General features: G+C 47.9%; 18 protein-coding genes. 17 read left to right on the top strand and 1 reads right to left on the bottom strand.

The window, feature by feature from the left end:
• Positions 1-39: 39 nt before the first annotated feature.
• From DCMF_RS15625 to DCMF_RS15605, 5 genes are all read left to right on the top strand, one after another.
• Positions 40-8181 (top strand): glycoside hydrolase family 94 protein, encoded by an 8142-nt coding sequence (locus DCMF_RS15625; protein ID WP_148135280.1) that lies wholly within the window; start codon positions 40-42, stop codon positions 8179-8181.
• Positions 8182-8446: 265 nt separating this feature from the next.
• Positions 8447-9484 carry an energy-coupling factor ABC transporter permease gene (locus tag DCMF_RS15620; protein ID WP_148135279.1) on the top strand — a complete coding sequence of 346 codons (1038 nt, stop codon included), beginning with the start codon at positions 8447-8449 and terminating at the stop codon, positions 9482-9484.
• 149 nt (positions 9485-9633) lie between these two features.
• Positions 9634-10446: a cobalt ECF transporter T component CbiQ gene (gene cbiQ / locus DCMF_RS15615; protein WP_148135278.1), complete on the top strand. Its 813-nt coding sequence runs from the start codon at positions 9634-9636 to the stop codon at positions 10444-10446.
• Positions 10443-11201 carry an energy-coupling factor ABC transporter ATP-binding protein gene (locus DCMF_RS15610; protein ID WP_148135277.1) on the top strand — a complete coding sequence of 253 codons (759 nt, stop codon included), beginning with the start codon at positions 10443-10445 and terminating at the stop codon, positions 11199-11201. Before cbiQ ends, DCMF_RS15610 begins: the two co-directional genes overlap by 4 nt.
• Positions 11202-11251: 50 nt before the next feature.
• The gene (locus DCMF_RS15605; RefSeq protein WP_148135276.1) at positions 11252-12067 is read left to right on the top strand and encodes an undecaprenyl-diphosphate phosphatase; all 816 of its coding nucleotides are present in this window, start codon (positions 11252-11254) and stop codon (positions 12065-12067) included.
• Between the two features lie 7 nt (positions 12068-12074).
• On the opposite strand, the gene DCMF_RS15600 is transcribed toward DCMF_RS15605, so the two are convergent.
• A complete protein-coding gene (locus DCMF_RS15600; RefSeq protein WP_214658642.1) occupies positions 12075-13430 on the bottom strand; it encodes a bifunctional diguanylate cyclase/phosphohydrolase in 1356 nt (451 codons plus the stop codon).
• Positions 13431-13769: 339 nt separating this feature from the next.
• Here DCMF_RS15600 and DCMF_RS15595 point away from each other — a divergent pair, with 339 nt between their 5' ends.
• From DCMF_RS15595 to DCMF_RS15540, 12 genes are all read left to right on the top strand, one after another.
• Positions 13770-14348, top strand: a complete 579-nt coding sequence (locus DCMF_RS15595) for an RNA polymerase sigma factor (protein ID WP_214658641.1) — start codon at positions 13770-13772, stop codon at positions 14346-14348.
• 4 nt (positions 14349-14352) lie between these two features.
• Complete coding sequence (locus tag DCMF_RS15590; protein WP_148135273.1) at positions 14353-15705, top strand: zf-HC2 domain-containing protein; 1353 nt, start codon at positions 14353-14355, stop codon at positions 15703-15705.
• Positions 15706-16002: 297 nt separating this feature from the next.
• On the top strand, positions 16003-17685 hold the full coding sequence (argS, locus tag DCMF_RS15585) for an arginine--tRNA ligase (protein ID WP_148135272.1): 1683 nt from the start codon (positions 16003-16005) through the stop codon (positions 17683-17685).
• Between the two features lie 80 nt (positions 17686-17765).
• Positions 17766-19373, top strand: a complete 1608-nt coding sequence (locus tag DCMF_RS15580) for a CTP synthase (protein ID WP_214658640.1) — start codon at positions 17766-17768, stop codon at positions 19371-19373.
• Positions 19374-19584: 211 nt separating this feature from the next.
• Complete coding sequence (locus DCMF_RS15575; RefSeq protein ID WP_148135271.1) at positions 19585-20667, top strand: lipid II:glycine glycyltransferase FemX; 1083 nt, start codon at positions 19585-19587, stop codon at positions 20665-20667.
• Positions 20668-20711: 44 nt separating this feature from the next.
• Positions 20712-21884, top strand: coding sequence for an alanine racemase (gene alr / locus DCMF_RS15570; protein ID WP_148135270.1), 1173 nt, complete (start codon positions 20712-20714; stop codon positions 21882-21884).
• A gap of 103 nt (positions 21885-21987) precedes the next feature.
• Positions 21988-22380, top strand: a complete 393-nt coding sequence (locus DCMF_RS15565) for a response regulator (RefSeq protein WP_148135269.1) — start codon at positions 21988-21990, stop codon at positions 22378-22380.
• Between the two features lie 177 nt (positions 22381-22557).
• Entirely contained in the window at positions 22558-23226 is a 669-nt protein-coding gene (locus tag DCMF_RS15560; RefSeq protein WP_148135268.1) for a hypothetical protein, read from the top strand.
• A gap of 18 nt (positions 23227-23244) precedes the next feature.
• On the top strand, positions 23245-24099 hold the full coding sequence (locus DCMF_RS15555; RefSeq protein WP_148135267.1) for a class II fructose-1,6-bisphosphate aldolase: 855 nt from the start codon (positions 23245-23247) through the stop codon (positions 24097-24099).
• Between the two features lie 117 nt (positions 24100-24216).
• The gene (gene fsa / locus DCMF_RS15550) at positions 24217-24864 is read left to right on the top strand and encodes a fructose-6-phosphate aldolase (RefSeq protein WP_148135266.1); all 648 of its coding nucleotides are present in this window, start codon (positions 24217-24219) and stop codon (positions 24862-24864) included.
• An 18-nt stretch (positions 24865-24882) separates the two neighbouring features.
• Entirely contained in the window at positions 24883-25860 is a 978-nt protein-coding gene (glpX, locus tag DCMF_RS15545; RefSeq protein WP_148135265.1) for a class II fructose-bisphosphatase, read from the top strand.
• A gap of 381 nt (positions 25861-26241) precedes the next feature.
• Positions 26242-26703 carry a DUF2062 domain-containing protein gene (locus DCMF_RS15540; RefSeq protein WP_148135264.1) on the top strand — a complete coding sequence of 154 codons (462 nt, stop codon included), beginning with the start codon at positions 26242-26244 and terminating at the stop codon, positions 26701-26703.
• Positions 26704-26728: the final 25 nt, after the last annotated feature.

Raw genomic sequence — 26728 nt, 5'->3', positions numbered from 1 at the left:
CCAAGTTTTCTAATCCAGAACTCAGGAAGGATTGACATTATGCCGCTTTGGGTTGTTGTTCTTTGCATTGCTGCCCTATTGTTAGTATTAAGCTGGCCGGTAAAAAGGCAAAAATATATGGACCAGGAATCGAAGGATGCTTTGCTGAACCCGGAAGAATTGGAAAAACATGCCCAAGAAATTGCCCAATCTCATACCTTCAGTAAAAATACCGGGTCCTCCGACTGCCTCTTGTCCCGGATGGACCGAAACTTTCGTTTGATCACTGCGGTATACCGCATGTTAAATCAAGATATTAAGGAAAAAATACCGGTTCCTCCTGCCGCCGAATGGCTGCTGGACAATTTTTATCTGCTGGAAGAACAGGTGAAAGAAATTAGGCAAAATTTGATCCGGGAGAAATGCCTAAGGCTGAATATTTTAGACAGCGGTTTTTTAAAAGGCTACCCCAGGGTTTATGCCATCGCTCTGGAACTGGTGTCTCACCTGGATGGCCGGATTGATGAAAAAGTAACGGTGGATTTCATCAAGGCGTATCAGTCCAACAGCATCCTTTCCATGGGCGAGTTATGGGCCCTGCCCATGATGCTGAAAATGGCCTTGATGGAGAATCTGAAAAATATTTGTGCAAAGGTAGGCCGGTCCCAGATGGAATGGTGCAAAGCAGAAAAAATGCCCCTTAATGCTTTGCCGGATCTGGATGGTTTTATGGGGGCGCATCATACCTTGCACAAAGGGGCATTTTCTCTTGTGGAACATCTGTTGAAAAGGGCCCGCCGGGAAGGGGGGGACACCTCTCGTCTCTATGATTTTTTGGAGAAAAAATTGCAGGAATTTGACCTTGCTGTGGAACAGGTGGTTCAGGAGGAACACCGGGAGCAGGCAGCCAGGCAGGTGGCCATGGGCAACTCCATTACCAGCATGCGGTTGCTCACGTCCATCAATTGGAATGATGTCTTTGAAAATCTTAGTTTTGTGGAAGGGATGCTGCGGCAGGACCCGGACGGTACATACTCCCGCATGGATTTCCCCTCGCGGGATTATTACCGGCATCAAGTTGAGAAAATCGCCAAACAACTGAGGACATCAGAGACCCATGTGGTGAGAAATGCCCTGGAATTGGCCCGGAGAGGAGAAGGGAAGAATTTTAAGGCACGGCATATCGGCTACTTTATTTTTGGTGAAGGGAAAAACTTATTGCTTCAGACCATCGGCAAGAGAAAGGGCGGGGCAAAGAGCTTTTCTCCCCTGGCCAGATATTTAATTTATGTGGCTTCTCTGACCGGTCTCCTGGTGGTACTGTTTCTTTTTTATGCCTATCAGGCGGCGCCGGAAAAAAAGATTTCAGTTTTAGTGCTGGTGGGACTGGGGGTGCTGATTCCCGTAAGCGATATTGCCATCAACCTGGTCCAGCGTGTGATTACCAGGAAAACTGCTCCTGCCTTTTTGCCTAAATTAGCGTTTGGGGAAGGGATCCCGGAAGAAGCGGCTACCTTGGTGGTGATTCCTACTTTACTCCCCAATGCCCTGCGGGCAAAAGAGTTAATTGACCAGTTGGAAGTACATTATTTGTCAAATAAAGAGAAGAATCTTTATTTTGCTTTATTGGGTGACGTGAAGGACGCGGAAGAGGAAAATCTGCCCGGTGATGAGGAAATATGGGAGAGTGCTGAAGCAGGGGTCAAAAGACTGAATGAAAAATACGCCGATCAAGAGCCGATATTTTATTTCTTTTTGCGGAAACGGAGATACTTGGCGCGGGAAAAGAGATGGATGGCCTGGGAGAGAAAACGGGGCGCCTTAATGGAACTGAACCGGCTGCTGGCCAATCCGCGGGATACAGGTTCTTTTAGGCAGGGGAGCGATCCGGCCTTTTTAGAAAAAATCAGGTACGTGATCACGGTCGATGCAGATACCAGGATTCCCCTGCATGTAGCCAAGAAGTTAATCGGCACCATTGCCCATCCCCTGAATAAGGCCGTATACGATCCGGCAAAAGGGATCGTAATGGAGGGATACGGTTTAATTCAACCGCGCATTGGGGTCAATGTGGAAAGTGCCAATAAAACCCTTTTCTCCAGAATCTTTGCCGGGCAAGGGGGGATCGACCCCTATACTTCGGCGGTATCCGATATTTATCAGGATTATTTTGGCGAAGGTATTTTTACCGGAAAGGGAATTTATGAGGTGAAGGCTTTCCAACAGGCATTAAACGGGGTGATTCCCGAGAACACCGTATTAAGCCATGATCTTTTGGAAGGCTGTTATGTCCGGGTTGGGCTGGCGACAGACTTGGAACTGGTGGATGCTTATCCGGCCCGCTATAATTCCTATATCATGAGAATGCACCGCTGGGTGCGCGGGGATTGGCAGCTGATCAGATGGCTGGTGACGAAAAACTCCCTTTCTCCCCTCTCTAAATGGAAAATTTTTGATAATCTGCGCAGAAGCCTGATTTCTCTGTCTGTGCTGCTCCTTTTTACTTTAGGGCTGACGGTTTTTCCCGGAAAAGCTTCTGTTTGGCTGGGACTGGGTTTGCTTGCCGTGGGTCTCCCCTTGGTTTTGGGGTTTCTTGATTTTTTGATTTTTAAGCACTATAAGACCGAGTGGAAAAAATGTCACAGCAATATGATTTTCGGCCTGAAAGCCGTTTTGTATCAGGTCCTGCTCACCTGGATTTTCTTGCCCTATCAGGCTTACATGATGACCGACGCCATGATCAGGACTTTGTACCGGGTGTTTTTTTCCCGGAAAAAAATGCTGGAGTGGGTCACCGCGGCGGATGTGGAAAAAACTCTTAAGAATAATGGGACCAGCTTTTTTTATACCATGTTTCCCGCCCTTGGGGAAGCGGTGATCATATTTTTCCTGGTGCTCTTTTGGGCGCCGGAAAATTTAGGGTATGCCTTTTTTAGTTGTTTAATGTGGATCGGGTCTCCCTGGGTCGCCTATCAGATCAGCAAAGACGACGGGAAAAAGCAGCCTCATCTCGACCGGGAGGCCAAAGAGGCCTTAGAGGCTCTGGCCCGAAAAATCTGGGCTTTTTATGAGGATTTCGCGGGGGAGAAAGATCATTTTTTACCCCCGGATAATTATCAGGAGAATCCTCCCAACGGCATTGCCCACCGTACTTCTCCTACCAATATCGGCTTTTTGCTGCTGGCTATTTTAACCGCCCGGGATTTTGGCTTTATCCATACGGGGGAAATGGCGCAAAAGATCGGCCGCACCCTTGATACGGTGGAAAGGATGAAAAAATGGAAAGGCCATTTATATAACTGGTATGATACCAGGACACTGGAGATTCTCCGCCCCGCTTATATTTCATCTGTGGACAGCGGGAATTTTGTCGGCTTTTTAATCACCCTGAAACAGGGCCTGGCCGAGTATCTGGAGCGGTCTTTGGCGGAGCCGGATGGCATTGCCCCACAACTGGAGCACTTAATGGCGAGAATTGATGCCCTGGTTTCCGCCACCTATTTTGCTCCTTTATTTGACGAACAAAAACAATTGTTTTCCATTGGCTATAATGTGGAAGAAGAAAAATTGACCAACAGCTACTATGATCTCTTCGCCTCGGAAGCCAGAATTACCAGCTTTTTGGCGGTCGTCCGGGGAGAGGTGCCGGAAGAGCATTGGTTCCGCTTAGGAAAATCTTTAACCATGGTGGATGGATATAAGGGACTGGTTTCCTGGGCCGGTACCATGTTCGAGTATTTGATGCCTCTTCTCATCATGAAAAGCTATTCCAATACCCTGCTGGATGAGACATACCGTTTTGTAGTGAAGGCCCAGCAGAAGTACGGACTGCAGCGGAAGGTTCCCTGGGGGACATCCGAGTCCGGCTTTTATGCCTTTGACATTCAGCTGAATTACCAGTATAAAGCATGTGGTGTGCCTGATTTAGGGTTAAAAAGAGGGTTAATCAATGATATGGTGGTGTCACCCTATTCTACTTTTTTAGCTCTGCCCCTTGATCCTGTAAGCGCCTGGGAAAATATCAAAAGGCTGCGGGAAGACGGCGTGGAGGGGAATTACGGATTGTACGAAGCAGTGGATTATACCCCGGAAAGGCTTTTCATGGGGAGGAAAAAGGGGATTGTGCAAAGCTATATGGCCCACCACCAGGGCATGAGTTTAATTGCCTTAAATAATTTCTTCCATGAAAATGTGATGCAGCGGCGCTTCCACCAGGATCCCCTGGTCAAGGCAGGCGAACTTTTGCTTCAGGAGAAAGTGCCCCTGCGTGTGATCCTGACGAAAGAAAATAAGGAAAGGGTAGAGCCTTTTGCCCCGGAGGAAAAAGAACAGGCAGACGCCATGGGGAAGTATGTGGCACCCAATCTGTCCGGGGTTTCCTGCCACCTTTTATCAAACGGGCGATACTCTGTCCTGGTGACCAAAGAAGGTCTAGGCTACAGCCGTCAGGACGGCGTGCAGGTGACCCGGTGGCGGGACCGGGGTTTTGCCGGCAGATCAGGTTTTTTTATCTTTGTGCGGGAAATGCAATCGAATCAGGCCTGGTCCGTCACCCAAGAACCTTTCCTCAAGGCTCCCGATCAATACCAGGCGATTTTTTCTCCCCATAAGGCGGAATTTATCAGGGATGACGGTCTGATCACCACGCACACGGAAATCACCGTCTCTCCGGAAGACCAGGCGGAAATCAGGGAAGTCTCTTTGGCCAATCACGGGGAGGAACCGGCGGTTCTGGATATTACCAGTTATTTGGAGATTGTGCTCACTTCCCATGCTACGGATGTGGCCCATCCTGTCTTTAGCAATCTTTTTGTGCGTACGGAGGCTTTGCCCAAATATGAGGGAATTTTGGCCTTTAGACGGCCCAGAGAAAACAACCGGCCGGTTACCTGGGCCATTCATACCATGGTGGTAGACGGAGAGGCACTGGGAAATTATCAGTATGAAACCGACCGGGGCAAGTTTTTGGGGCGGAACCGAACCATCGCCTATCCCTTGGCATTGGATGCGGGACATCCTTTGTCCAACAGCATTGGTCCGGTGCTAGACCCGGTACTGAGTTTGAGAAGGCGGATCAAAATTAACCCGGGTAAAACCGCCAAAATTGCTTTTGTGGTGGCGGTGGCCGATGACCGGGTCCAGGCCATGGAGCTGGCGGAAAAATACCATGAGAACGCTTCCATCAAGCGGGCCTTTGAATTGGCCTGGTCCAGAGGCCGGATCGAGGAGGGATATCTGAACCTGAAGCCTGAGGAGACAGAAGTTTATCAGGAGATGGTTGCCCATCTGGTCTTTCTCAGCCCTTTGCGGCGCAAATATCAGGATCTTTTCCGCAAAAACCGGAAAGGACAGCCGGGACTTTGGGCTTACGGGGTTTCCGGGGATTTGCCCATGGTATTGGTGACGATCAAAAATACCGACGAAATAGGCCTGGTGAAAAGCGCTCTCAAAGCCCATGAATACTGGCGTTTTAAGGGGCTTAATGTGGATCTGGTGATCTTAAATGAAGATGAAACCGGCTATTTGCAGCCGGTACAGGATCAAATTATGGAGACGGTCCAGTCCAGCCTGGCCCGGGAAGTATTCAACTGTCCCGGCGGCGTATTTGTCCTGAATGCCCGGCTGATGCCGGCCGAGGATAGAGTGCTGTTCTTTACGGTAGCCAGAATTATTCTCAAAGGGGAGGACGGGCCTCTGGCCGTGCAGTTAAAGACAGACCGGGAAGCGGACCATTTACCGGAAGAAAAAATTTTTCCCGGGCCGAAAAGGGCTTATGTTTCCAAGGACACACCGCTCAATCTCACTTATTTTAACGGGTACGGTGGCTTTGATTTAGAGGGGAAAGAGTATGTGATCCGCTTAAAGGAAGAGATGCATACGCCGGCTCCTTGGACCAATGTGATTTCCAACCCGGGTTTCGGTTTCCTGGTCACGGAAAGCGGGGCCGGTTTCACCTGGGCAGAAAACAGCCGGGAGAATAAACTCACGCCTTGGTCCAATGACCCGGTCAGTGATCCCCCGGGAGAAGTTTATTATATGCGGGATGAAGATTCCGGCGCACTCTGGTCCCTGACTCCTCTTCCCATCAGGGAAAAGGAAAGCTATACGGTGCGGCACGGTCTGGGATATTCCCATTTTCGTCACCACAGTCAGGGCATCGGTCAGGAGCTGACCCTGTTCGTTTCTCCTGATGATCCGGTGAAAATTGGCCTGATTCGTCTCACCAATCAGGAACCGGAGACCAGAAAACTGTCTCTTACTTATTACCTGAAACCGGTTCTGGGGGTGACGGACCAAATTACCCAGCAGTTTATTTCTTCAGAATACCAAGGGGATCTGCATAGTATCATCGTGAATAATTCTTATCAGCATGATTTTCCCGGCCGGCTTGTTTTCGTGAGCAGTTCGGAACCTGTACACAGCTTTACGGGTGATGAAGAAGAATTTATCGGCAGGGAAGGCAGCCTTGTGTTTCCTCAAGCCTTAAAACGGGAAAAATTGTCTGACAGTTTGCCGACCGGATCCTACTCTTGTGTGGCGGTTCAGGTGGCATTCGAATTGCCTCCGGGCGGTGAGAAAGAAATCGTCTTCTTGCTCGGGCAGGAGAAAAATATGGAGGCTGTTCATGCCTTGGTGCCCAAGTATTTGAGCCCTGTTTCGGCAAAAGAAGCTTTGGCCCGGGTAAAAGCGTCCTGGCTGGAAAGGTTAGGTACCATCCAGGTGGCTACGCCTGATCTGTCCATGGACATCATGATCAATTATTGGCTGTTGTATCAGGTGCTTTCGTGCCGGGTATGGAGCCGGTCCGCCTTTTATCAATCGGGGGGGGCTTATGGTTTTCGTGACCAGCTTCAGGATGTGTTAAGCCTGATCTATGCCCAGCCGGAGGTGACCAGAAATCAGATCCTGTTACATTGCGCCCACCAGTACCTGGAAGGGGATGTTCAGCATTGGTGGCACCCGGGGGCGGGAGACAAGGGGGTCAGGACGAGATTTTCCGATGATTTGTTGTGGCTTCCTTATGTTGTGGCAGAATATGTGGATAAGACGGGGGACTTTGACCTGTTGCATGTTCCGGTGCCTTATTTGGAAGAAGAACCTTTGAAAGAGGGTGAACAAGAACGATACGGCATACCCAGGGTATCTCATGAGACGTCTTCCGTCTATGAGCACTGCATCCGGTCAATAGAACGGGCCGCCCAGTTTGGGATCCACGGGCTTCCTCTCATGGGTTCGGGAGACTGGAATGACGGCATGAATGCCGTGGGCAGCAGCGGCCAAGGGGAAAGTGTTTGGCTGGGCTGGTTTTTGGTTAAGGTTTTGCAATCCTTTTCCCCCTTGTGTCAAGCCATGAAGGACCCGGAAAGAGCAGAGAAATACCTGGACACAGCGGTGCGGATCAAACAGAATATTGAAGAAAATGCCTGGGACGGCAACTGGTACCGGCGCGCCTATTTTGACGACAGCAGGCCTTTAGGGTCGGCGGAAAATACCGAATGCAAAATTGACTCCCTGGCCCAGTCATGGGCGGTGATTTCAGGTGCGGCCCGGGAAGACCGGATTCGTGAGGCTATGACGGCAGTGGAAAATTACCTGGTCAAAAAGGAAGAAGGGTTGATTCTCCTGTTGACCCCTCCTTTTGACGCCGGTGATTTAAATCCGGGATATATCAAAGGCTATGTGCCCGGTGTGCGGGAAAACGGAGGCCAGTATACCCACGCGGCGGTTTGGGTCATCTCTGCCTTTGCCCGAATGAGTCTAGGCGATAAAGCATGGGCCCTGTACCACATGATTAATCCCATCAATCACAGCAGGACCTCCATTGAATCTGCGGTATACAAGGCTGAACCCTACGTGATGGCGGCGGATGTTTATGCGGTTTACCCCCATGTGGGCAGGGGAGGATGGACTTGGTATACCGGAGCGGCTTCCTGGATGTATCGGGTGGGCCTGGAAGAGATTCTAGGTTTGCGCAAAGAGGGGGAAAAGCTTTTCCTTGATCCCTGTATCCCCCGGGACTGGCCGGAATACGAAATTAAGTACAAGTATCAGCAAACCCTTTACCAGATTCATGTCCGGAATCCTTTGGGTGTAAATAAAGGGGTGAAGACAATGATGCTGGATGGCAAAGAAATGAAAGACCTGATCATCCCATTGGTAAATGATCAAAAAGATCATCAGGTGCAAGTAGTGATGGGGTAATTATGCAGTCAAAGGTTAGAGGTCGAATGATGGTTGCTATTTTGCGCTGAAGACAAAAAAATTACACTTGACATTTTATGGGCGACATAATACTATAATCTCAACAAGGCCATGAAGGCCGGAAAACCTGTATGTAACAGGTTGCTGCTTCATGGTCTTTTTTCTTTTCCGGTTCTTGTCCGGTTTTATGAAAAAGGATTCCTTTGTTTTTGGTTTTCTAATCCCGGTAACCGTGTTTATGATTTGAAAAGGAGTGACGATAGATATGCATATGGCAGATGCTTTAATATCTCCTGCCGTAGGAGGAGTGATGTGGGCCGCTTCTGCAGGGCTTGCCGCCTACTCGGCTAAAAAGGTGCAGGCAGATCTAGATGAGAGCAAAGTTCCCCTCATGGGTGTGTTGGGAGCGGCAGTGTTTGCCGCCCAAATGATTAATTTTACCATTCCGGGCACCGGTTCCAGCGGGCATCTGGGCGGGGGATTGATTCTGGCCGCTCTTTTAGGCCCCTATGCCGGATTTCTCGTCATGGCATCTATTCTGACGATTCAAGCCCTGTTTTTTGGGGATGGGGGGCTACTGGCCCTGGGTTGTAACATTTTTAATATGGGCGTTTATTCCTGTTTTATTGCTTATCCCCTCTTATTTAAACCTTTAACGAAAAATAAGTTCTCTTCCGGCCGGATTTTTTTCGGCGCCACCATTGCGGCGGTGATTGGACTGCAGTTGGGGGCCTTTAGTGTGGTTCTGGAAACCCTTTTTTCCGGCATCTCCGACCTGCCCTTTGGTACTTTTGTGCTGTTAATGCAGCCCATTCATTTGGCCATCGGTGTGGTGGAAGGACTGATTACCACGGCGGCAATTACCTTTGTCTGGAAAGCCCGTCCTGAAATCATTGAACGGGCGGCGGAGGGGAAAGCCTATGGCAAATTATCTATGCGCAAAGTAATTGTAGGATTTGCCCTGTTTGCGGTGTGCACGGGAGGGGCCTTATCCTGGTTTGCCTCTGCCAATCCGGATGGTTTGGAATGGTCCATGTTTCATACTTCAGGGAAGGAAGAATTAGAAGCGCCTGGGGGAATTCATCAAGCTTTGGCGGCCCTACAGGAAAAGACGGCTTTTCTTCCCGATTATGGCTTTAAACAGGCAGAAACAGCGGTCACCGAAACGGAAACGGGCAGTGAAGAAACCTGGCCGGCGGTAAACGGGGGAACCTCCCTTTCCGGATTGCTGGGCGGGTTGCTGACCCTGGTTTTTGCCGGAATGATCGGTGCCGGTTTGCGCTTTATGAAGAAACATGCATAAAACCCGGGGGAACCAAATATGATAAGGGGCGGGAACCAAAGGTTCCCGCCTTTCGTATCCGTATGGGAACCCGGAACCTGAATAGGGTATACTTTTTTGTCCAATTGTAGTATCATGATTAAAATATTTCACAAATAGGGAGTAGGGACATGGCGAACTTTGCTTCTTCCTGGAACAGTTTAAGATTATTTGACGAGTTGTCCGCGAAACAAACGATGATCCATGGTTTGCACCCTCTGGCAAAATTCCTCACCACCCTGGTATTTATTATTGCCATTGTTTCCTTCCACAAGTATCAGGTGGTAGAATTGCTGCCCTTTGCTTTATATCTGATTGTCGTCATGGTTTTAGGCGATTTGCCCCCGGGGCCGATTTTCAAAAGGATGCTGATTTCCCTGCCCTTTGCATTCGGCGTGGGCATTTTCAATCCCATTTTTGATCACACTCCCGTGATGGTGCTGGGAAGTACCGTCCTTACAGGGGGATGGGTGTCTTTTTTGTCGATTATTTTGCGCTTTTGTTTCACTGTTTTAGGGGCCTTATTACTGATTGCTACCAGCGGCATCGGAGGGGTAGCCTCTGCCATGCTCAGGCTGAAATTACCCAAAATTTTTGTCGTTCAGCTGCTTTTTATGTACCGCTATCTGAGCGTGATGCTGGAGGAAACGGCACGGGTGCTCCGGGCCAATGCCTTACGGTCCCTCCGGGACAAAGGTGTCCATTTTAAAGTGTGGGGGTCATTATTGGGCCAACTGCTGTTAAGGACCATCGACCGGGCCCAAAGGATCTATCAGGCCATGCTCTGCCGCGGTTTTACCGGGGAGTTTCCCGTGCTGAAGACAAATCGAATCTCCGGAAAGGATATTCTTTATGTGTGCGGCTGGTCCGGGTATTTTATCCTGGCCCGTCTCTATAATATTCCCGAGTTTATGGGGTCATTATTTTTGGGAGGCATAAAATGAGCCATCATATCGTAGAAATGAAAGGAATTAGATATGCATATCCCAACAGCAAGACGGAGGCCTTGCAGGATGTGTCTTTTCGCATTACCCACGGAGAAGCGGTAGGCCTTGTAGGGGCTAATGGGGCCGGTAAATCCACCCTTTTACTCCATTTAATCGGTTTTCTTTTTCCTGCCAGCGGTACCGTCCGGGTGGGCGATTACCCGGTAACCCAAAAAACGCTCCCTCAGGTAAGGCGCAGTGTGGGGATGATTTTCCAGGATCCGGACGATCAGCTTTTTATGCCCACCGTTTTTGAGGATGTGGCCTTCGGCCCGTTAAATATGGGGCTCCCTGTTGAGGAGGTTCAGGAACGGGTCAACCGGGCCCTGGACACTGTGGGCGCTCTTCATTTGAAAGACCGGCCTCCTTATAAGCTTTCCGGCGGGGAAAAAAGAGCGGTGGCCATTGCCACGGTGCTCGCCATGTCCCCGGATATTCTGATTATGGACGAACCCTCCGCGGCTTTAGATCCCCTGGCCCGGCGCCGTCTGATCAACATGCTGTCCGGCTTTACGCACACGAAGATTATTGCTTCTCATGACCTGGATTTGGTTTTGGATCTTTGTGAAAGGACCATTGTACTAAGCAAAGGGCAAATCGTTGCCGATGGACCCACCAGGGAAATATTTCAAAATGAAGAAGTGCTGCTAAAAGGGCACTTGGAGAAACCTTTGCGCATGCAGGGTTGTCCTGTGTGCGGAAAAAACGTATAATGTATAATTAAGTATGCCTGACAATGATATCAGGGTTGGAGGAGCATTAGATGAACGATTTTATTAGTGCCGTGATTTTAGGAATCGTAGAAGGGATTACAGAATTTTTACCTATTTCATCGACGGGACATTTAATTTTGGTAAACCGGTTTGTCGGATTTACAGGCAAGTTTGCCAATACCTTTGATGTGGTGATTCAGTTGGGGGCGATTCTTTCCGTCATTGTATATTTTTGGAACCGCTTATTTCCCTTTGGGTCCCGCAAAAGCATCATTGACAAAACTGAAATCTGGCGCCTGTGGCGCAAAACCATTGTGGGCGTGTTACCGGCTATTGTCCTGGGCGTTTTATGCTGGGACTATGTGGAAGAAAAATTGTTTAATCCTTTTACGGTGGCCATCTCGCTGGTGGTGGGAGGGATCATCCTGATTATTTTGGAGTCCACCCACAAAAAACAAGCCATCCGATCCATAGGAGAGTTAAGTTACAAAACTGCTTTTTTGATCGGCCTGTTTCAGTGTTTAGCCATGATTCCGGGTACCTCCCGGTCGGCCGCCACCATTATCGGCGCCATGGTTTTTGGGGCCTCCCGGGGTGTGGCCACGGAGTTTTCCTTTTTTCTGGCCATACCTACCATGATGGCTGCCTCCGTTTATTCCCTATATTCTATGCTGGAGACGGGGGCTGTGATTACGGCCACCCAGTGGCAGGTGTTGGCCGTAGGATTTGTAGTTTCTTTTTTTGTCGCCTTAGGAGTAGTTGCTGCTTTGTTAAGATATATTCAAAAAAGAGATTTCAAAATATTTGGCTACTATCGGATCCTCATTGGCCTCGTGGTTTTGGTTTTCGGATATCTGGTATTCTAAAGGCGTTTTAAATCAGATCATGGACCACCGTCATAAATACCTGCACCATTTCCGGGTCAAATTGTGTTCCGGCATGCTGCCGCAGTTCTATTAAGGAATCTGAAATACTGCGCTCTTTCCGGTAAGGGCGGGGCGTAGTCATGGCCGCAAAACTATCGGCTACGGCAATGATCCGGGCCCCTAGGGGGATGCTATCGCCAGACAATTGGTCCGGGTACCCTGTGCCATCGAAGCGCTCATGGTGGTGCTTGACCAGGTTGATTACCGGGCCGGTGTCCGGAAATAGGGATAAAATTTGGGCACCCCACAGGGGATGTTGTTTGATGGAATTCCATTCATCCTCGGTGAGGGGACCTTTTTTATTCAGAATGCTTTCCGGCACTTCCAGTTTTCCCACATCCTGAAATAGAGCGCCTAACTGCACATAGATGATTTCATTTGGGGGCAGTGATAAGGCTTCGCCCATTGCTGCGGCGTATTTTGCCACTTGCTCGGTGTGAAAAAGGGTATATTGATCTTTGGCATGGATCATGATCATGATAAACTGGGCAAAAGAATGGAGTTCTCTTAAAGGATGATCAGGATGATCCTTTAAAAAGAGCAGGCCGGAAAAATATTTGCCAATTTCAGGGAGATGATTTTTTTTGGTTTGATCCAGCTCTTCTTCAGCCCTTTGGATCAGCTCCTGCTTGTTTAAGGCCCAAGCAGGATAACAGGCAGTTCCCGTAGAAAATAGGATTCTGTGGTTTTTTAATGGCACCGGTTTCTCCATAGCCAGTTGAATTTCTTTTATCAGGGCGCAAGCCTGGGGCCTATCGTAGCCCGGGAGAATTAAGGCAAACTTGTTTCCCCCATATCTTATGGCCGCACCAAGCGGAGGAATCATTTGCTTCATCCTGTTTGCGCAGTTTTTTAAGATTTCATCTCCTCCCCCATATCCCGGCACATCATGATCGATAGCGCACAGGACCAGGGAGAGGGGTTGACCTGTTTTTTCTGCTTCGGACAGTAATTCATCCAGCTTATGATCAAGGTAACGGTGATTAGGAAGGCCGGTTAAATCGTCTGTATGGGCCAGGATCGTCAACGCCGCGTTTTTTTCCCTTAAGTATGCCTGATTTTCCAAAGCTGCACCTATTTCGTCGAGGGATTTTTCCAGCTTTTTGATGGGTCTGACCATGCTTCCTGTGAGGAGATAAGCAGAAATCAGCACCATCACCAGGCAGGTCAAAAAAATGACGAGCAGGTAGTTTTTTCCTTCCGAGGGGACGATCCCCGTGCTGGCGGCAAAAAAGATGCCCAGCGGAACCAGGCCGGCAAAAAGAAGCATCAAAAAAAGCCGGGCGCCTAAATTTTTCGCCATTTTCCCATCCCTCCCCATTTACTAATTATACCCTGGGATAGGGAATCCTTCCATAGAAAAAACCAAGCCCGGGTTTGCTTTTCGGCTCATGAGAAATTTTTTTGCACCTTGCCCTCCGGCACGCCTAGGAGGGAGAGTTCTCTAGGGGTTACAGGCACCGGTTCCTCTGGCGCAGGGAGTTCTCGAAAAAGCACAAGACGCTTTTTTCGCTCCAAAGTTTTCCGTTGAGAAAAGGAATTTTGTTGTGTTAAACTTGATATGATTTATTTTAAAATTTTTGCAAGTTTTTCTCTCGAATTTTTGTATTATATTATGGATAGGTAAAGGATGTGGTCTTTGTTGGACCGCCTGCAAGATGAACAACTGGTTGAGCTTTGCCTACAGGGAAAAAGAGAAGCTTTTGAAGTGCTTGTTAAAAGGTATGAACGGCAGATCTTTAGTTTGGCTTATCGTTTAACGAATAATTATGATGATGCTGTTGATTTGGCTCAGGAAGTTTTCTTACACCTTTTTCGTGTTTTGGATAAATTTGATGGTGACCGGAAATTTTTTCCTTGGATGTACCGCATTGCCACCAATGTTTGCTATAATGCTTTGAAAAAAAGGCCGAAAGAGTTTTTACCATTGGATAATGTGATTGAATTTACTTCGCTCACTTCCGATCAGCCGGAAGCCTGTTTTGAAAGTAAAGAAATCCAGGAGACGGTACATAAGGCGATCGCGGAATTGCCTGAAAATTTTCGCGTCCCCATGGTTTTGAAATATTTGGAGGACATGTCTTATCAGCAGATTTCCGAGGTGATGAATCTTCCCGTATCTACCATCGAAACCAGGCTTTATCGGGGACGGATATTACTTCAGAAACGTCTTAGTAATTTAGTGGAAAGGGGGGCAAAAAGTGGACTGTCAAGAGGCTAGAAAAATGTTTTTTCCATACGTGGATCATGAGCTTTCTTTGCAGGAAGAAAAGGCCCTCGATGACCATTTGTCTTTGTGCACGGACTGTCGTACAGAATTCGGTTTAGTGCAAGACACCGACGATCTGTTGAAAAAGGCCTTAGGCCATGTAATCCCCCCGGTTGATTTGACGGATAGAATTATGGCCCAAATACCTTTCCCTTGTGAGAAAAAGGTAGCCTCAGCTGCTCACCCGGAGGAAGTTTTGGGCTTGGCGGCACGGATGAAAAAATATTTCCGTGGCTTAGGTGAAGGGTGGAAAAGGCTGGCAGGCGGCTGGCAGTTTCGGACTGCCGCAGTGACCTTAGGATTATGTGCGCTGGTTTTAGCGGGCAGTTGGGGAAATATTTTCGGCACGCCGCTCGTGAAAAAACAGCCACCCGACGATCAGATTGCTTATGTAAATCCGGATCCGGCAAAAACGAGCCAGGTGCCGGACAGTGAAGCAGATGTCACTGAACCTACGGCACCGGCTGATTCTGAACCGAATACAGATACGGAACCGAAAGACACGAACCCAAAAGGTACAGAGCCAAAAGATGTTGATCATAACCCGGCTTCCGGGGATGAGGAGCAAAAACCGGATTCGGAAGCATCTTCCCAAGAGAAGCCGGCGGAAACCGTTTCTCCGCCTGAAACAGATGTGATTGAATTACCCTTGTCTGCTACCGGCCAAACTCAGAAGAAGACCATTGAGGTGGTGCCGCTGTTTGAAGACAAGGAGGATAATGCTTCCTATCCTGTTCTGTCCGGGGATGGCAAGTTTGTTCATTATCTTGTATCCGACAATGGGGACAAGGAAGAATGGAAATTGGAATTAAAAGAAGGCGCCAAGCCTCAGATAGCCCAGGGGGATTTGGTTTTTCAAGATGGAAAGTATGAGGCGCCTAAGGTAAAAATCCCCGAATGGCTAACTGACACGGAACCGGTGAAAGATGCCCGGTCTAAAGAGGTTGCCTGGGCTCCTGGTCAGAGACAGGTGGCGATTAATCTGAATTCTCCTAATCCGGATTCCACCGGCCTGTGGATTGGGCAGGCGGATGGGTCGGTCTTAATGCAGGTGGCTCCGGAGGGGGGAGGCCGTGCCGTCGCCTGGTCCCCGGACGGCAGAAAGATTGCCTTTACAGACCCTGATGTGAATCTGTATGTGTTTTATGTGGAGGAAAACATGCTGGTTCCGGTGACCAATTCCAGTGAGAACGAGAAATTCACCAGCTTGGCACACTTTGTTTGGACACCGGATTCGAAAGGAATCATTTTTGACGGCAAGAAGAATGCCGACTCGCCTAAGGGAATTTATCGTGTCACCTTGCCTTAACCGTTTGGATTAATTAAAGATGGTTTTTATGATGGGGAACCGGAAGGTTCCCTCTTTATTTTTTCCGGCGTTCTCAGGGACATTGCCCATGCCTTCCCGGCTATTTCAATTTGTTTTTGTCAATACTATTTGGTAAGATAAGACAGGAGGACAAGGGGCCAAGGGGAGTTTTCATCCCGGTACCCGGTACCCGGAAAGGGGATGCCCTCTTTTTACAGAGAGATCTTTTTTTTGGCAGGAGAAACAGGATAAGAGGCGAATAGAGTAAAATCATGGTATAAACGGAGGTCGTTTTTTGTGAGTATGGTGGAAAACATGGAGAACCAAATCAAAGGACAGATTGAGCAGGCGGCTCAAAAAGCCAAAGCTGCCGGCCAATTGGATTTTTCTGCACTGCCTGATTTTGTTTTGGAGGTACCCCGGGAAAAAATGCATGGGGACTTTGCGACAAATATCGCCATGCTGATGGCGAAAGAAGCAAGATTAGCGCCCCGTAAAATTGCCGAGATCATGGTCGGGCATTTTTCTACGGAAGGTACTTGGATCGATAGAATCGAAATTGCCGGTCCCGGATTTATCAATTTTTATCTCAATCATACCTGGGTCTATGATGTTTTGCCGGTGATCCTGGAGCAAGACGATGCGTATGGAAAGTCAAAGGTAGGTAAAGGCAAAAAGGTACAGGTGGAGTTTGTGAGTGCCAACCCTACAGGGGTGCTGCATATGGGAAATGCCCGGGGGGCGGCTTTGGGGGATTCCTTGGCCAGTGTACTGGCGGCTGCCGGGTTTGATGTTTCCCGGGAATTTTATATTAACGATACCGGTAACCAGATTGAAAAGTTTGCCAAATCCTTAGAAGCCAGGTATCTGCAATTATTGGGACAAGAAGTACCCTTCCCGGAAGATGGGTATCACGGGGAGGATTTAATTGATACCATGAAAAACCTGATTCAAAAAGTGGGCGATAAATATCAGAATATGGATGATGCCCTGCGCCGGGAATTTCTTGTCCGGTATGCTTTGGATGAAAAAATTTCCAGTATCCGGAAGGTATTGGAGGATTTTGGCGTTCATTATGATGTTTGGTTCAGCGAACAGACCCTTCATGATAGCGGAGAAGTGGAAAAGGTGATCGCGGAATTAAAAAAGAAGGGCCATATTTATGAAAATGAAGGGGCGATCTGGTTTAATACCACCCAATTCGGCGATGAAAAAGATGAAGTGCTGGTCCGCTCCAACGGTGTGCCTACTTATTTTGCGGCGGATATTGCTTATCATAAGAATAAATTCAAAAGAGGGTTTGAACAGGTCATTAATATTTGGGGCGCAGACCATCACGGTCATGTGGCCCGGATGAAAGGGGCCGTTAAGGTTCTTGGCTATGACCCCGACCAGCTTACCGTGATTTTAATGCAGTTGGTGCGCCTTTTCCGGGACGGGGAAATTGTGCGCATGTCCAAACGCACCGGTACCTATGTGACCTTAAATGAATTAATGGAGGATGTAGGAAGGGATGCGGCCCGGTACTTTTTTATCATGCGCAGCCCGGACAGCCAGATGGACTTTGATTTGGACCTGGCCAAGTCCCAGTCTGCCGATAATCCGGTATTCTATGTGCAGTACGCCCATGCCCGGATTTGCAGTATTTTAAGGCAGGCGGAGGAAATGGGCTATCAATGGCCGGATCTTTCCCAGGTTGATTTTAAAGTTCTTTCAGACCCCTCCGAAATCGCTCTGATCCGAAAAATGGCCGACCTGCCGGATGAAATAGTTTCTGCGGCTTTAAATATGGCGCCTCATCGCATGACAAGCTTTGCCCATGATTTGGCAAGCTTATTCCATGGTTTTTATACCAATTGCCGGGTATTAACGGAGGAGACTGAGATCAGGAATGCCCGATTGCTTTTAACCAAAGCCACAGGAATTTGTATCCGCAATGTTTTGCGCTTAATTGGCGTTACTGCCCCGGAACGAATGTAAAAAGGCGATTGACAGTCCTTCGAAAAAAGGGATAAAATAATGAGGGCATTTGGACAGGAACGTGCGAGGAGGGAATGATCATGGCCAAATTTATTTTCGTCACGGGAGGAGTTGTTTCTTCTTTAGGTAAGGGGATCACGGCAGCTTCCTTGGGGCGTTTGCTAAAAAGCAGAGGAGTAAAGGTCGCCATCCAAAAATTTGATCCCTATATTAATGTTGATCCGGGGACCATGAGTCCTTATCAGCATGGAGAAGTGTTTGTTACCGATGACGGGGCGGAAACAGATCTTGACCTTGGTCATTATGAACGCTTTGTGGATATCAGCTTAAGCAAGAACAGCAACGTTACCACCGGAAAGGTATACGATTCGGTGATCAAGAAAGAAAGACGGGGAGATTACCTGGGGGGAACAGTTCAGGTGATCCCCCATATTACCAATGAGATTAAAGAACGTATTTTTCGGGTGGCGAAAGAAAGCAATCCGGATGTGGTGATCACGGAAATTGGGGGTACGGTAGGGGATATTGAGTCTTTGCCTTTTCTGGAAGCGATTCGGCAGATGAAGGGGGATATCGGGCGGGATAATGTTCTTTATATCCACGTCACCTTAGTGCCCTTTCTCAGGGCAGCCGGTGAGGCCAAAACCAAGCCCACCCAGCATAGTGTTAAGGAATTAAGAAGTATCGGCATTCAGCCCGATGTGATTGTGTGCCGTTCTGAAATGCCCATATCTCGGGAAATGGAAGAGAAAATCGCCCAGTTCTGTGATGTGGACAAGGATGCCGTGATTCAAGCCATTGATGCGGAAAGTATTTATGAAGTCCCCTTGGCGTTAAAGCAGGAAGGCTTGGACGATATCGTTATTGAACGTTTAGGCTTGCAGTGCAATGAGCCGGATTTGGAAGACTGGAAACAAATCGTGCATAAAATTAAAAACCCCAAATTCTGTGTCACCATTGCCTTGGTAGGAAAATATGTGGAACTTCAGGATGCCTACTTAAGTGTGGCGGAGGCTCTGCGCCATGCGGGAATTTTCCATGAGGCAAAGATTAAGATTAAATGGGTTTATTCTGCTGATTTAGCCGATGATAATCTGGAAGAACAATTGGGGGATGCGGATGGGATTCTTGTTCCCGGCGGGTTTGGAGACCGGGGTATTGAAGGGAAGATTTTGGCGGCCCAATTTGCCCGGGAAAGGAAAGTGCCTTTTTTTGGCATCTGTTTGGGGATGCAATTGGCGGTAGTGGAGTTTTCCCGCCATGTGGTCAATTTTGCCGACGCCAACAGCAGTGAATTTAACGAACATACCTCCTATCCCGTGATTGATCTTTTGCCGGAACAAAAAGAAATTGAGGATAAAGGCGGCACCATGCGCTTGGGTGTTTATCCCTGCAAGTTGATGGAAGACAGCAAAGCTTATGAAGCCTTTAAAGATGAAGTGGTCTATGAACGGCACCGGCACCGCTATGAGTTTAATAATGAATATCGGGAAATATTGCAGAGTAAGGGGATGAAAATTTGTGGAACATCTCCTGACAGCAGACTGGTGGAAATCGTAGAATTGGTTGACCATCCCTGGTTTATCGGCTGTCAATTCCATCCGGAGTTTAAATCCCGGCCGGACCGGCCTCATCCCTTGTTCCGCCAGTTTATCGGCGCTTCCCTGGATCAAAAATTGAATAAATAAAAAAGAGCGGTCACCGCTCTTTTTTTGCAGTGAGTCAGGGGACGGTTCTCTGACTCAGGTTGTTAAGTTCCTTTGTTCCTTTTGGGGGTGAGTCAGAGAACCGTCCCCTGACTCACCCCGAAGGCAGGAAATTGATCCCAATCCACGAATAGGTATAAGGAAATCATGAAATGATATTGATGCAAAATGTACAGCAAGGAGGAACAAGGCGTTGGATTTTCAAGCGCGGTTAATGGATAGTTCAGAAAAAGCATATTTCAATAGATTTATTGAATCATCGCCGAAAGGACATGTTCTGCAGACTTGGGAGTGGGGAGACCTAAAAGCAAAAACAGGATGGATTCCCTTCCGGATCATGATCGAAAAAGAGGGACAGCCGGTAGGCGCGGTGACGGTTTTAAAAAGGGCCATTCCCCTTTTAAAAAAAAATATTTTTTACGCTCCCCGGGGACCGGTTCTGGATATCAAGGAACCAGGCTTGTTTCCCTTTTTGCTCACGAAAATGAAAGCTTTGGCCCGGGAACATCAGGTAATTTTTTTAAAAATTGACCCGGATGTGCCCGCCCATGACCTGGCGTGGCAGGATGCCTTGAAACAGGCAGGTTTCCGGAGCGCGGACAAAGGAGAGGGTTTTGAGGGAGTTCAGCCGAAATATGTGTTCCGTTTGGATATTTCACCGGATAGTGATCAGTTAATGCGTAATTTTCACCAAAAAACCCGCTATAACATTCGGCTGGCGGAACGGAAAGGAGTGGAGATTGTAGAAACCGGGACCAGGGAAGACTTACCTGTTTTCTATCGCGTCTTGCAGGAGACCTGTGAAAGAGACCACTTTTTGGTCCGGTCCTATCAATACTTTGAGGATTTGTATGATTATTTGGTGCCGCCGGGTTATGCCAAGCTGTTTCTGGCAAAATTAGGCGGCAAGGTGATTGCTGGTACGCTGCTGTTAAAGTTAGGGGATAAAGCCTGGTATCTTTATGGGGCCTCCAGCAACAAGGAGCGTAATGCCATGCCCAATTACCTGATCCAATGGACGATGATCCAATGGGCAAAAAGCCAGGGTTGTACCCTCTATGATTTTCGCGGCGTGCCCGGCCAGCTGACGGAAGAAAACCCCCTTTACGGGCTGTACCGGTTTAAAAAAGGGTTCAGCGGAGAATTTACGGAATTTATCGGGGAATATGATTTAGTTTACCAGCCGGCTGCCTATTGGCTGTATCAGACGCTGGAGCCCCTTTACTACCATGGGGTGCGCAAGTTGATTGGATTAAAGAAAAAGTTAAAAAAATAGGTTGCAGGGTTTTTGTCCTGGAAACCGGATCAGGGAGTATAGGCATGCATAATTTTATTCGCTGGATTGAAGTGGATTTAGATGCTATTATTAATAATTTTCGGGAGATTAGAAAATTAGTTCCGGCCCCTGTGAAAATTCTGGCCGTGGTCAAATCCGATGCCTACGGGCATGGAGCTGTGGAGGTGGCCCAGGTTTTAGCAGAGACAGGAGTGGATATGTTTGCTGTAACAACACTGGAGGAGGGACTGGAACTTAGACAGCATGATATTTCCACACCGATTCTGGTGTTTGCCCCCATGTTGCCTTTTGAGGTCGACATCATGGTCAAATCAGGCCTAATTGCTACGATTGACGACATGGGAGCTTTGGAGGCCCTTGCTTTAGGGGCAAAGAAACAGAGCATCCGGGCCAGCTTTCACTTGAAAGTAGAAACAGGCATGGGACGATCCGGCCTTTTGCAGGAGCAGCTTTCTGCTTTCCTCAGCAGGTTAAAAGATCTTCCTGCCATTGAAATGTCCGGCGTCTATTCTCATCTGGCCACGGCGATGATGGCGGATAAGCGTTTTGCCCACAAGCAGTTTGCCGTTTTCAGCCAGGCGGTGCATGAAATTAGACAAGCAGGTTTTTCCGTTATTGCCCACATTGCCAATAGTGCGGCGGTGCTGGATCTGCCGGAGATGTATTTGGATCTGGTTCGGGTGGGCACTTTGCTTTACGGCCAGTATCCGTCTGATCAGGTGGCCCGGAAAATTACCTTGAAAGACCCCTGGCAGATGAAGGCCCGCGTGATCTCCCTGAAACAATTAAAGCCGGGAGACTCGGTGGGATATGGCCGGGATTATGTGGCAAAAAAGGCCCTGGAAGTAGGCATCATTCCTGTGGGATACGCGGACGGCTTTGGCATGGTTCCCCATACCAGGCCGGTAAAACCTTATGATCTTGTGAAATCTGCGGCAAAATCTATCTCAAACATGGTGGGAATTGTCCCGGCTCATTTCGTGACTCGGGGACAAGAGCGATTGCCTGTTATCGGCAGGGTCGGCATGCAGTTAAGTATGATCGATGTGACAGGAAAGGGAATCCATGTGGGTGATGAAGTGGTGATTCCCTTGAGACGGACAACCTCGGGAGCCCGTTTGCCCAGAATTTATGTGCAGGATGGTTCCTTGAAGCGGTTGCGCAGTATTTGCCGTTGGGAAGATTACAGAATTTAGGAAAAAAATTTAGATATTTTTGTTTAAAAAGAAGGAAATTACTAGGTGAACTGAGAATCATTAACAATCAAAATACCGGTAATGAACCAATGGGGGGACAAACATGGGTACTACACCAAAAGAAAATTGGTCCATTCTAATTGTGGATGACCAATTGGGCGTACGGAGATTGCTCTTTGAAGCGCTGAAAGATGAGTTTATGGCAGTATACACGGCAGGAAGCGGCATAGAGGCCATTGAGCAAGTGCAGGAGTGTAATCCAGATTTGGTTGTGATGGACATGAAAATGCCCCGCATGAATGGGCTGGAAGTTCTAAAAACCTTGCGACAAATGAAATACGACAATCCAGTGATCATGATGACTGCCTACGGGGAACTGGAGATCGTTTCTGAGGCGGCCAAAATGGGTGTGAAGAAACATATCACCAAACCTTTTGATTTAAAGGAATTAAGAGTATTAATTAAAGAGACCCTAAAAGAAACCAGTATCGCGTAATAAGTCCTCACTCCTGAAGATAAAAATTTTGCAGGAATTTGTCGCAGGATGGCGAAATAGTACCAACATGAGGGTATGAGGTGTGAAAAAGACACGCCTAACAAGCGGGTCTGTATCCCTTTTGTTTTTTTATTCCTGAAGTTGGCCGGGGCCATTGCTTTAAAGGGGGATGCATGGATGGTGATTAATACCGGCACGGTTTTAGCTATGCGCTGTCCGAAGTGTGGAAAATTAAATTTTCATGCCATTTCGCTGTTTGCTTTTTCCGGAAAAAGCAGCGTGTGTTTTGACTGTGATTGTGGAGCGAGTTCGGTGGTGATTGCTACTTCAAATTATAAAAAGTTTACTTTAAAAACCGACTGCGGCATGTGTGAGACAAACCACTTGTTTTATCTGAGTTATAAAGAACTGTTTTCACCGGAAGCCTTTCCTTTGGTATGCTTGGACACCGGTTTGGAGATTGGCTTTGTCGGGTCTAAGGAAAAGGTGAAGGATGCCGTAAAAAATCAAGAGCGCACATTTGCGGATTTAATTGAAGACACCGGTTTTGAGGAGTTTTTTGATAACCCGGATGTGATGTATCAGGTTTTGGAATACTTAAACAATATTTCTGCCGAAGGTGCTATTACGTGCAAATGCGGCAATCATAATATTGATTTGGATATTTTGCCGGACCGTTTAGAAATGGTGTGCAGTGATTGCGGCAACAGGGGAATTATTTTTGCCGAAACCAAAGAAGACCTTTTAACATTAAAACAATTGGGGAAAATAGAATTATCGGATCAAGGATTTGTGATTAAGAACGTGCACAAGCCAAAAAGAAAAAAAGGACAATGGAAAAAATAATCTAGGACGGTGAAATGAATGTCTTTAGTTCCAGTAAAGGATTTACTCGAAAAAGCTGAGAGAGAAGGGTATGCTGTCGGGGCGTTTAATTGTAATAACATGGAGATTATTCAAGCGATTGTAGATGCCGCGGAAGCGGAAAAATCTCCCGTGATTATTCAGGCCAGTCAAGGTGCGATCAAGTACGCCGGACTAGCCTATATTGTGGCATTGGCAAAAATTGCTGCAGATCAGGCAACAGTTCCCATCGCCTTGCATCTTGACCATGGAACCAGTTTTGCCCAGGTGATGCAGTGTATTCGATATGGTTTTTCTTCCGTGATGATGGACGGTTCCAAACTGCCTTTGGACCAGAATATTGAGATCACCAAAAGAGTGCTGGAGGTGGCCCGGGCCGTGGGCGTTTCCGTGGAAGCGGAATTGGGGAAAATCGGCGGCACGGAAGACGACATTACCGTACATGAGAGAGAGGCTCTTTTTACCGATCCGGAGGAAGCGAGAATCTTTGCGGAAGCAACGGGAGTCGATGCTTTAGCGATCGCCATCGGCACCGCCCATGGCCAGTATAAAGGGGAACCGAAGCTTGATTTCCCCCGATTGGAAAAAATTAAGTCTTTGGTAAAGATACCCATTGTACTGCATGGCTCCTCCGGGGTTCCGGATGAGGCCATCCGGGAGGCGATTCGGCTCGGTGTAAGAAAAGTAAATATAGATACAAATATTCGAGAGGCTTTTGTGAAAGGGGTGCGGGAAGTAATCGCCCAAGACCCCGGTGAAATTGACCCGAGAAAGGTATTAGGGCCGGCAAAAAAAGCCATGACTGCAGTGATCCGGGAAAAGATCAGGCTGTTTGGAAGCGCCGGTAAGGGCTAAGGATAAAAAAAGAGCAGGATGCCCTGCTCTTTAATTTCTTTTTTCCCAAGTATCATTTTTTCCCCTTTTTGAAATTAATAATGAATAGGGGATTTGTTCTAGCTGGAGGTGCAAACATTGTTATTGTTTATTGACAGTGCCAATATTCAAGAGATCCGGGAAGCCCACGCGCTGGGGGTGATCTCCGGGGTTACCACAAACCCTTCTTTGATTGCGAAAGAGGGCAGAAACTTTCAACAAGTGGTGAAAGAAATCGTTTCCCTGGTGGACGGTCCCATCAGTGCGGAGGTTGTTTCCCTGGAAAGCGGGGGCATGGTGGAAGAGGCAAGGGAACTGGCAAAAATTCACCCCAATATTGTGATCAAGATTCCCATCACGCCCGAGGGTTTAAAGGCTACCCATATTTTAAGGCATGATAATATTAAGGTGAACATGACGCTGATCTTTTCTACCAACCAGGCTCTTCTCGCGGCAAGGGCGGGGGCTGCCTTTGTCAGTCCCTTTGTGGGACGGTTGGATGATGTCAGCCATGATGGCATGCATCTGATTGAAGAGATGGTGGCAGTTTTCAAAAATTATTATCTTTCCACAAAAATCATTGCCGCCAGTATCAGGCACCCCATCCATGTTTCTCAAGCTGCCCTGGCGGGTGCCGATATTGCCACCGTTCCCTTTAAAGTACTGATGCAGATGGTCAAGCATCCCTTGACGGATGCAGGCATCGCTAAATTTTTAGCTGACTGGGAGAGCGTAAAGAATAAATAATTTTGGGAGGAGAACCGGATGGAAAGAGAATTCACTTTGGAATTCGTACGTGTCACGGAAGCAGCCGCTTTGGCCTCAGCCAGATGGATGGGCCGGGGTGATAAAATTGCCGCAGACGACGCTGCCGTAAAGGCCATGAGAGCGGTTTTTGATACCATTGCCATGAACGGTACCGTGGTGATCGGGGAAGGTGAGCTTGATGAAGCTCCCATGCTTTATATCGGAGAAAAGCTGGGCCACAGCAGTCATCCCAAGCTGGATGTAGCCGTTGATCCGCTGGAAGGAACAAATTTGGTCGCCAAAGGCCTTAACGGGGCCATTGCCGTGTTGGCCGTGGCGGAATCAGGATGCCTGCTCCATGCCCCGGATATGTATATGAATAAAATTGCCGTGGGCCCGGGAGCCGCCGGGAAAATTAGCCTGGATGCCCCGGTCAGGGACAATCTGAAAGCAGTGGCAAGCGCCTTGAAAAAATCTCTCAACGACCTTACTGTGGTGATTTTGGACCGGGACCGGCATGAGCAGGTGATTAAGGACGTCCGGGACTGCGGGGCACGGATCAGGCTTATTTCAGACGGGGATGTATCCCCTGCTGTAGCAGCAGCCGTAGCCGGGTCGGGCGTTGACGTGATGATGGGTATCGGAGGGGCCCCTGAAGGCGTAATTGCTGCGGCCGCTCTGAAGTGTTTAGGAGGAGAAATGCAGGGGCGGCTAATGCCTACCAACGAAGAAGAGTATAATCGGGCCTTAACGATGGGAATCGGTGATGTGAATCGCATGCTCACCATGAATGATCTGGTGCGGGGAGATGATGTCATTTTTAGCGCTACCGGCATTACGGACAGCAGTTTGCTCAAAGGTGTAGAATATAATGCCACGGGGGCAAAAACATATTCTTTGGTAATGAGAGCAAAAACAGGAACGATCCGGTTCATTGAAGCCACGCATATCTTTGCTAAAAAGCCCTTAATTGGAAAATTGAATGTGATGTGTTAATCCAGGTTCCGGATGGGGCAAAGGTGTTTTATTTGTGAAATTTTAGAACTGTTCAGGGAATGATTGACTAAAAAACTTTTTTGGTGGTATACTCTAACTAAAGTGAAAGTCTTCCTGCTTCGCTGGAAGACTTTTTTGCAATCTGAGCACGAAGAGAGTTTTTGTCGACCCCACCAGTGGGCTTTGGGGTATTGTCAATTCCGGTACCCGGATCCCTAATTCTGTAAAAAGCCCCAGGGCTTTCTAGTCACATCATTGTTATCTCCTGTTTTTTCAAAAATAATTTTCACCAAACAATGATTACCTTGCCAGAGTATTTCCGGTTGACTTTTGTTGCTGCGGATGACAGACGACTTATTTGCGGGGGAGAATTAACAAATAATGAAGTGTAGGCGCTGGCTTCGTTTAAAAATGTTAAGAATTATGCGCTTGAGGGGAAAACCTGAGTTAATTGCCAAAGGAATTGCAATTGGTGTTGGGGTAGATTTTCTGCCCACTTTTGGGTTGGGAGCCATATTTGCTTATCTGTTTGCCACGATAGGAAGAGTAAACCGCATTTCCGCCGTGGTTACTTCTCTTGCTCTTAAATGGCTGATTCTACCCTTTTATGCCGCCAATATTTTTGTGGGACGCATTATTCTGGGGCGACCGGTGGAAAAGGTAGATGTGCCGAAGGGATTTTCTTTGAGCCTGGACAGTATCAAAAATTTAAGCGATGCCTTTTTTTTGGGCAGTGTGATTAATGCCCTGATAAGCAGTGTGGCTGTTTATTTTATTTCCTTGTATCTGATCAGGAATTTTCGGAACCGGAAAAGACGAATCAACAGTACCGTGATTCAATAAAAAATAAAAAAAGAAAAGTTTGTAG

The organism is Candidatus Formimonas warabiya, from assembly GCF_002777255.1.
Taxonomy (GTDB): Bacteria; Bacillota; Dehalobacteriia; order Dehalobacteriales; family Dehalobacteriaceae; genus Formimonas; species Formimonas warabiya.
Note: the sequence above shows the minus strand (reverse complement) of the source record. Positions and strands in the feature narration are given on the sequence as shown.

Coding starts and splice junctions, on each gene's coding strand:
- DCMF_RS15625 (WP_148135280.1), top strand. CDS start 40: ATGCCGCTTTGGGTTGTTGTTCTTTGCATTGCTGCCCTATTGTTAGTA.
- DCMF_RS15620 (WP_148135279.1), top strand. CDS start 8,447: ATGCATATGGCAGATGCTTTAATATCTCCTGCCGTAGGAGGAGTGATG.
- cbiQ (WP_148135278.1), top strand. CDS start 9,634: ATGGCGAACTTTGCTTCTTCCTGGAACAGTTTAAGATTATTTGACGAG.
- DCMF_RS15610 (WP_148135277.1), top strand. CDS start 10,443: ATGAGCCATCATATCGTAGAAATGAAAGGAATTAGATATGCATATCCC.
- DCMF_RS15605 (WP_148135276.1), top strand. CDS start 11,252: ATGAACGATTTTATTAGTGCCGTGATTTTAGGAATCGTAGAAGGGATT.
- DCMF_RS15600 (WP_214658642.1), bottom strand. CDS start 13,430: ATGGCGAAAAATTTAGGCGCCCGGCTTTTTTTGATGCTTCTTTTTGCC.
- DCMF_RS15590 (WP_148135273.1), top strand. CDS start 14,353: ATGTTTTTTCCATACGTGGATCATGAGCTTTCTTTGCAGGAAGAAAAG.
- DCMF_RS15580 (WP_214658640.1), top strand. CDS start 17,766: ATGGCCAAATTTATTTTCGTCACGGGAGGAGTTGTTTCTTCTTTAGGT.
- alr (WP_148135270.1), top strand. CDS start 20,712: ATGCATAATTTTATTCGCTGGATTGAAGTGGATTTAGATGCTATTATT.
- DCMF_RS15565 (WP_148135269.1), top strand. CDS start 21,988: ATGGGTACTACACCAAAAGAAAATTGGTCCATTCTAATTGTGGATGAC.
- DCMF_RS15560 (WP_148135268.1), top strand. CDS start 22,558: ATGGTGATTAATACCGGCACGGTTTTAGCTATGCGCTGTCCGAAGTGT.
- DCMF_RS15555 (WP_148135267.1), top strand. CDS start 23,245: ATGTCTTTAGTTCCAGTAAAGGATTTACTCGAAAAAGCTGAGAGAGAA.
- glpX (WP_148135265.1), top strand. CDS start 24,883: ATGGAAAGAGAATTCACTTTGGAATTCGTACGTGTCACGGAAGCAGCC.
- DCMF_RS15540 (WP_148135264.1), top strand. CDS start 26,242: ATGAAGTGTAGGCGCTGGCTTCGTTTAAAAATGTTAAGAATTATGCGC.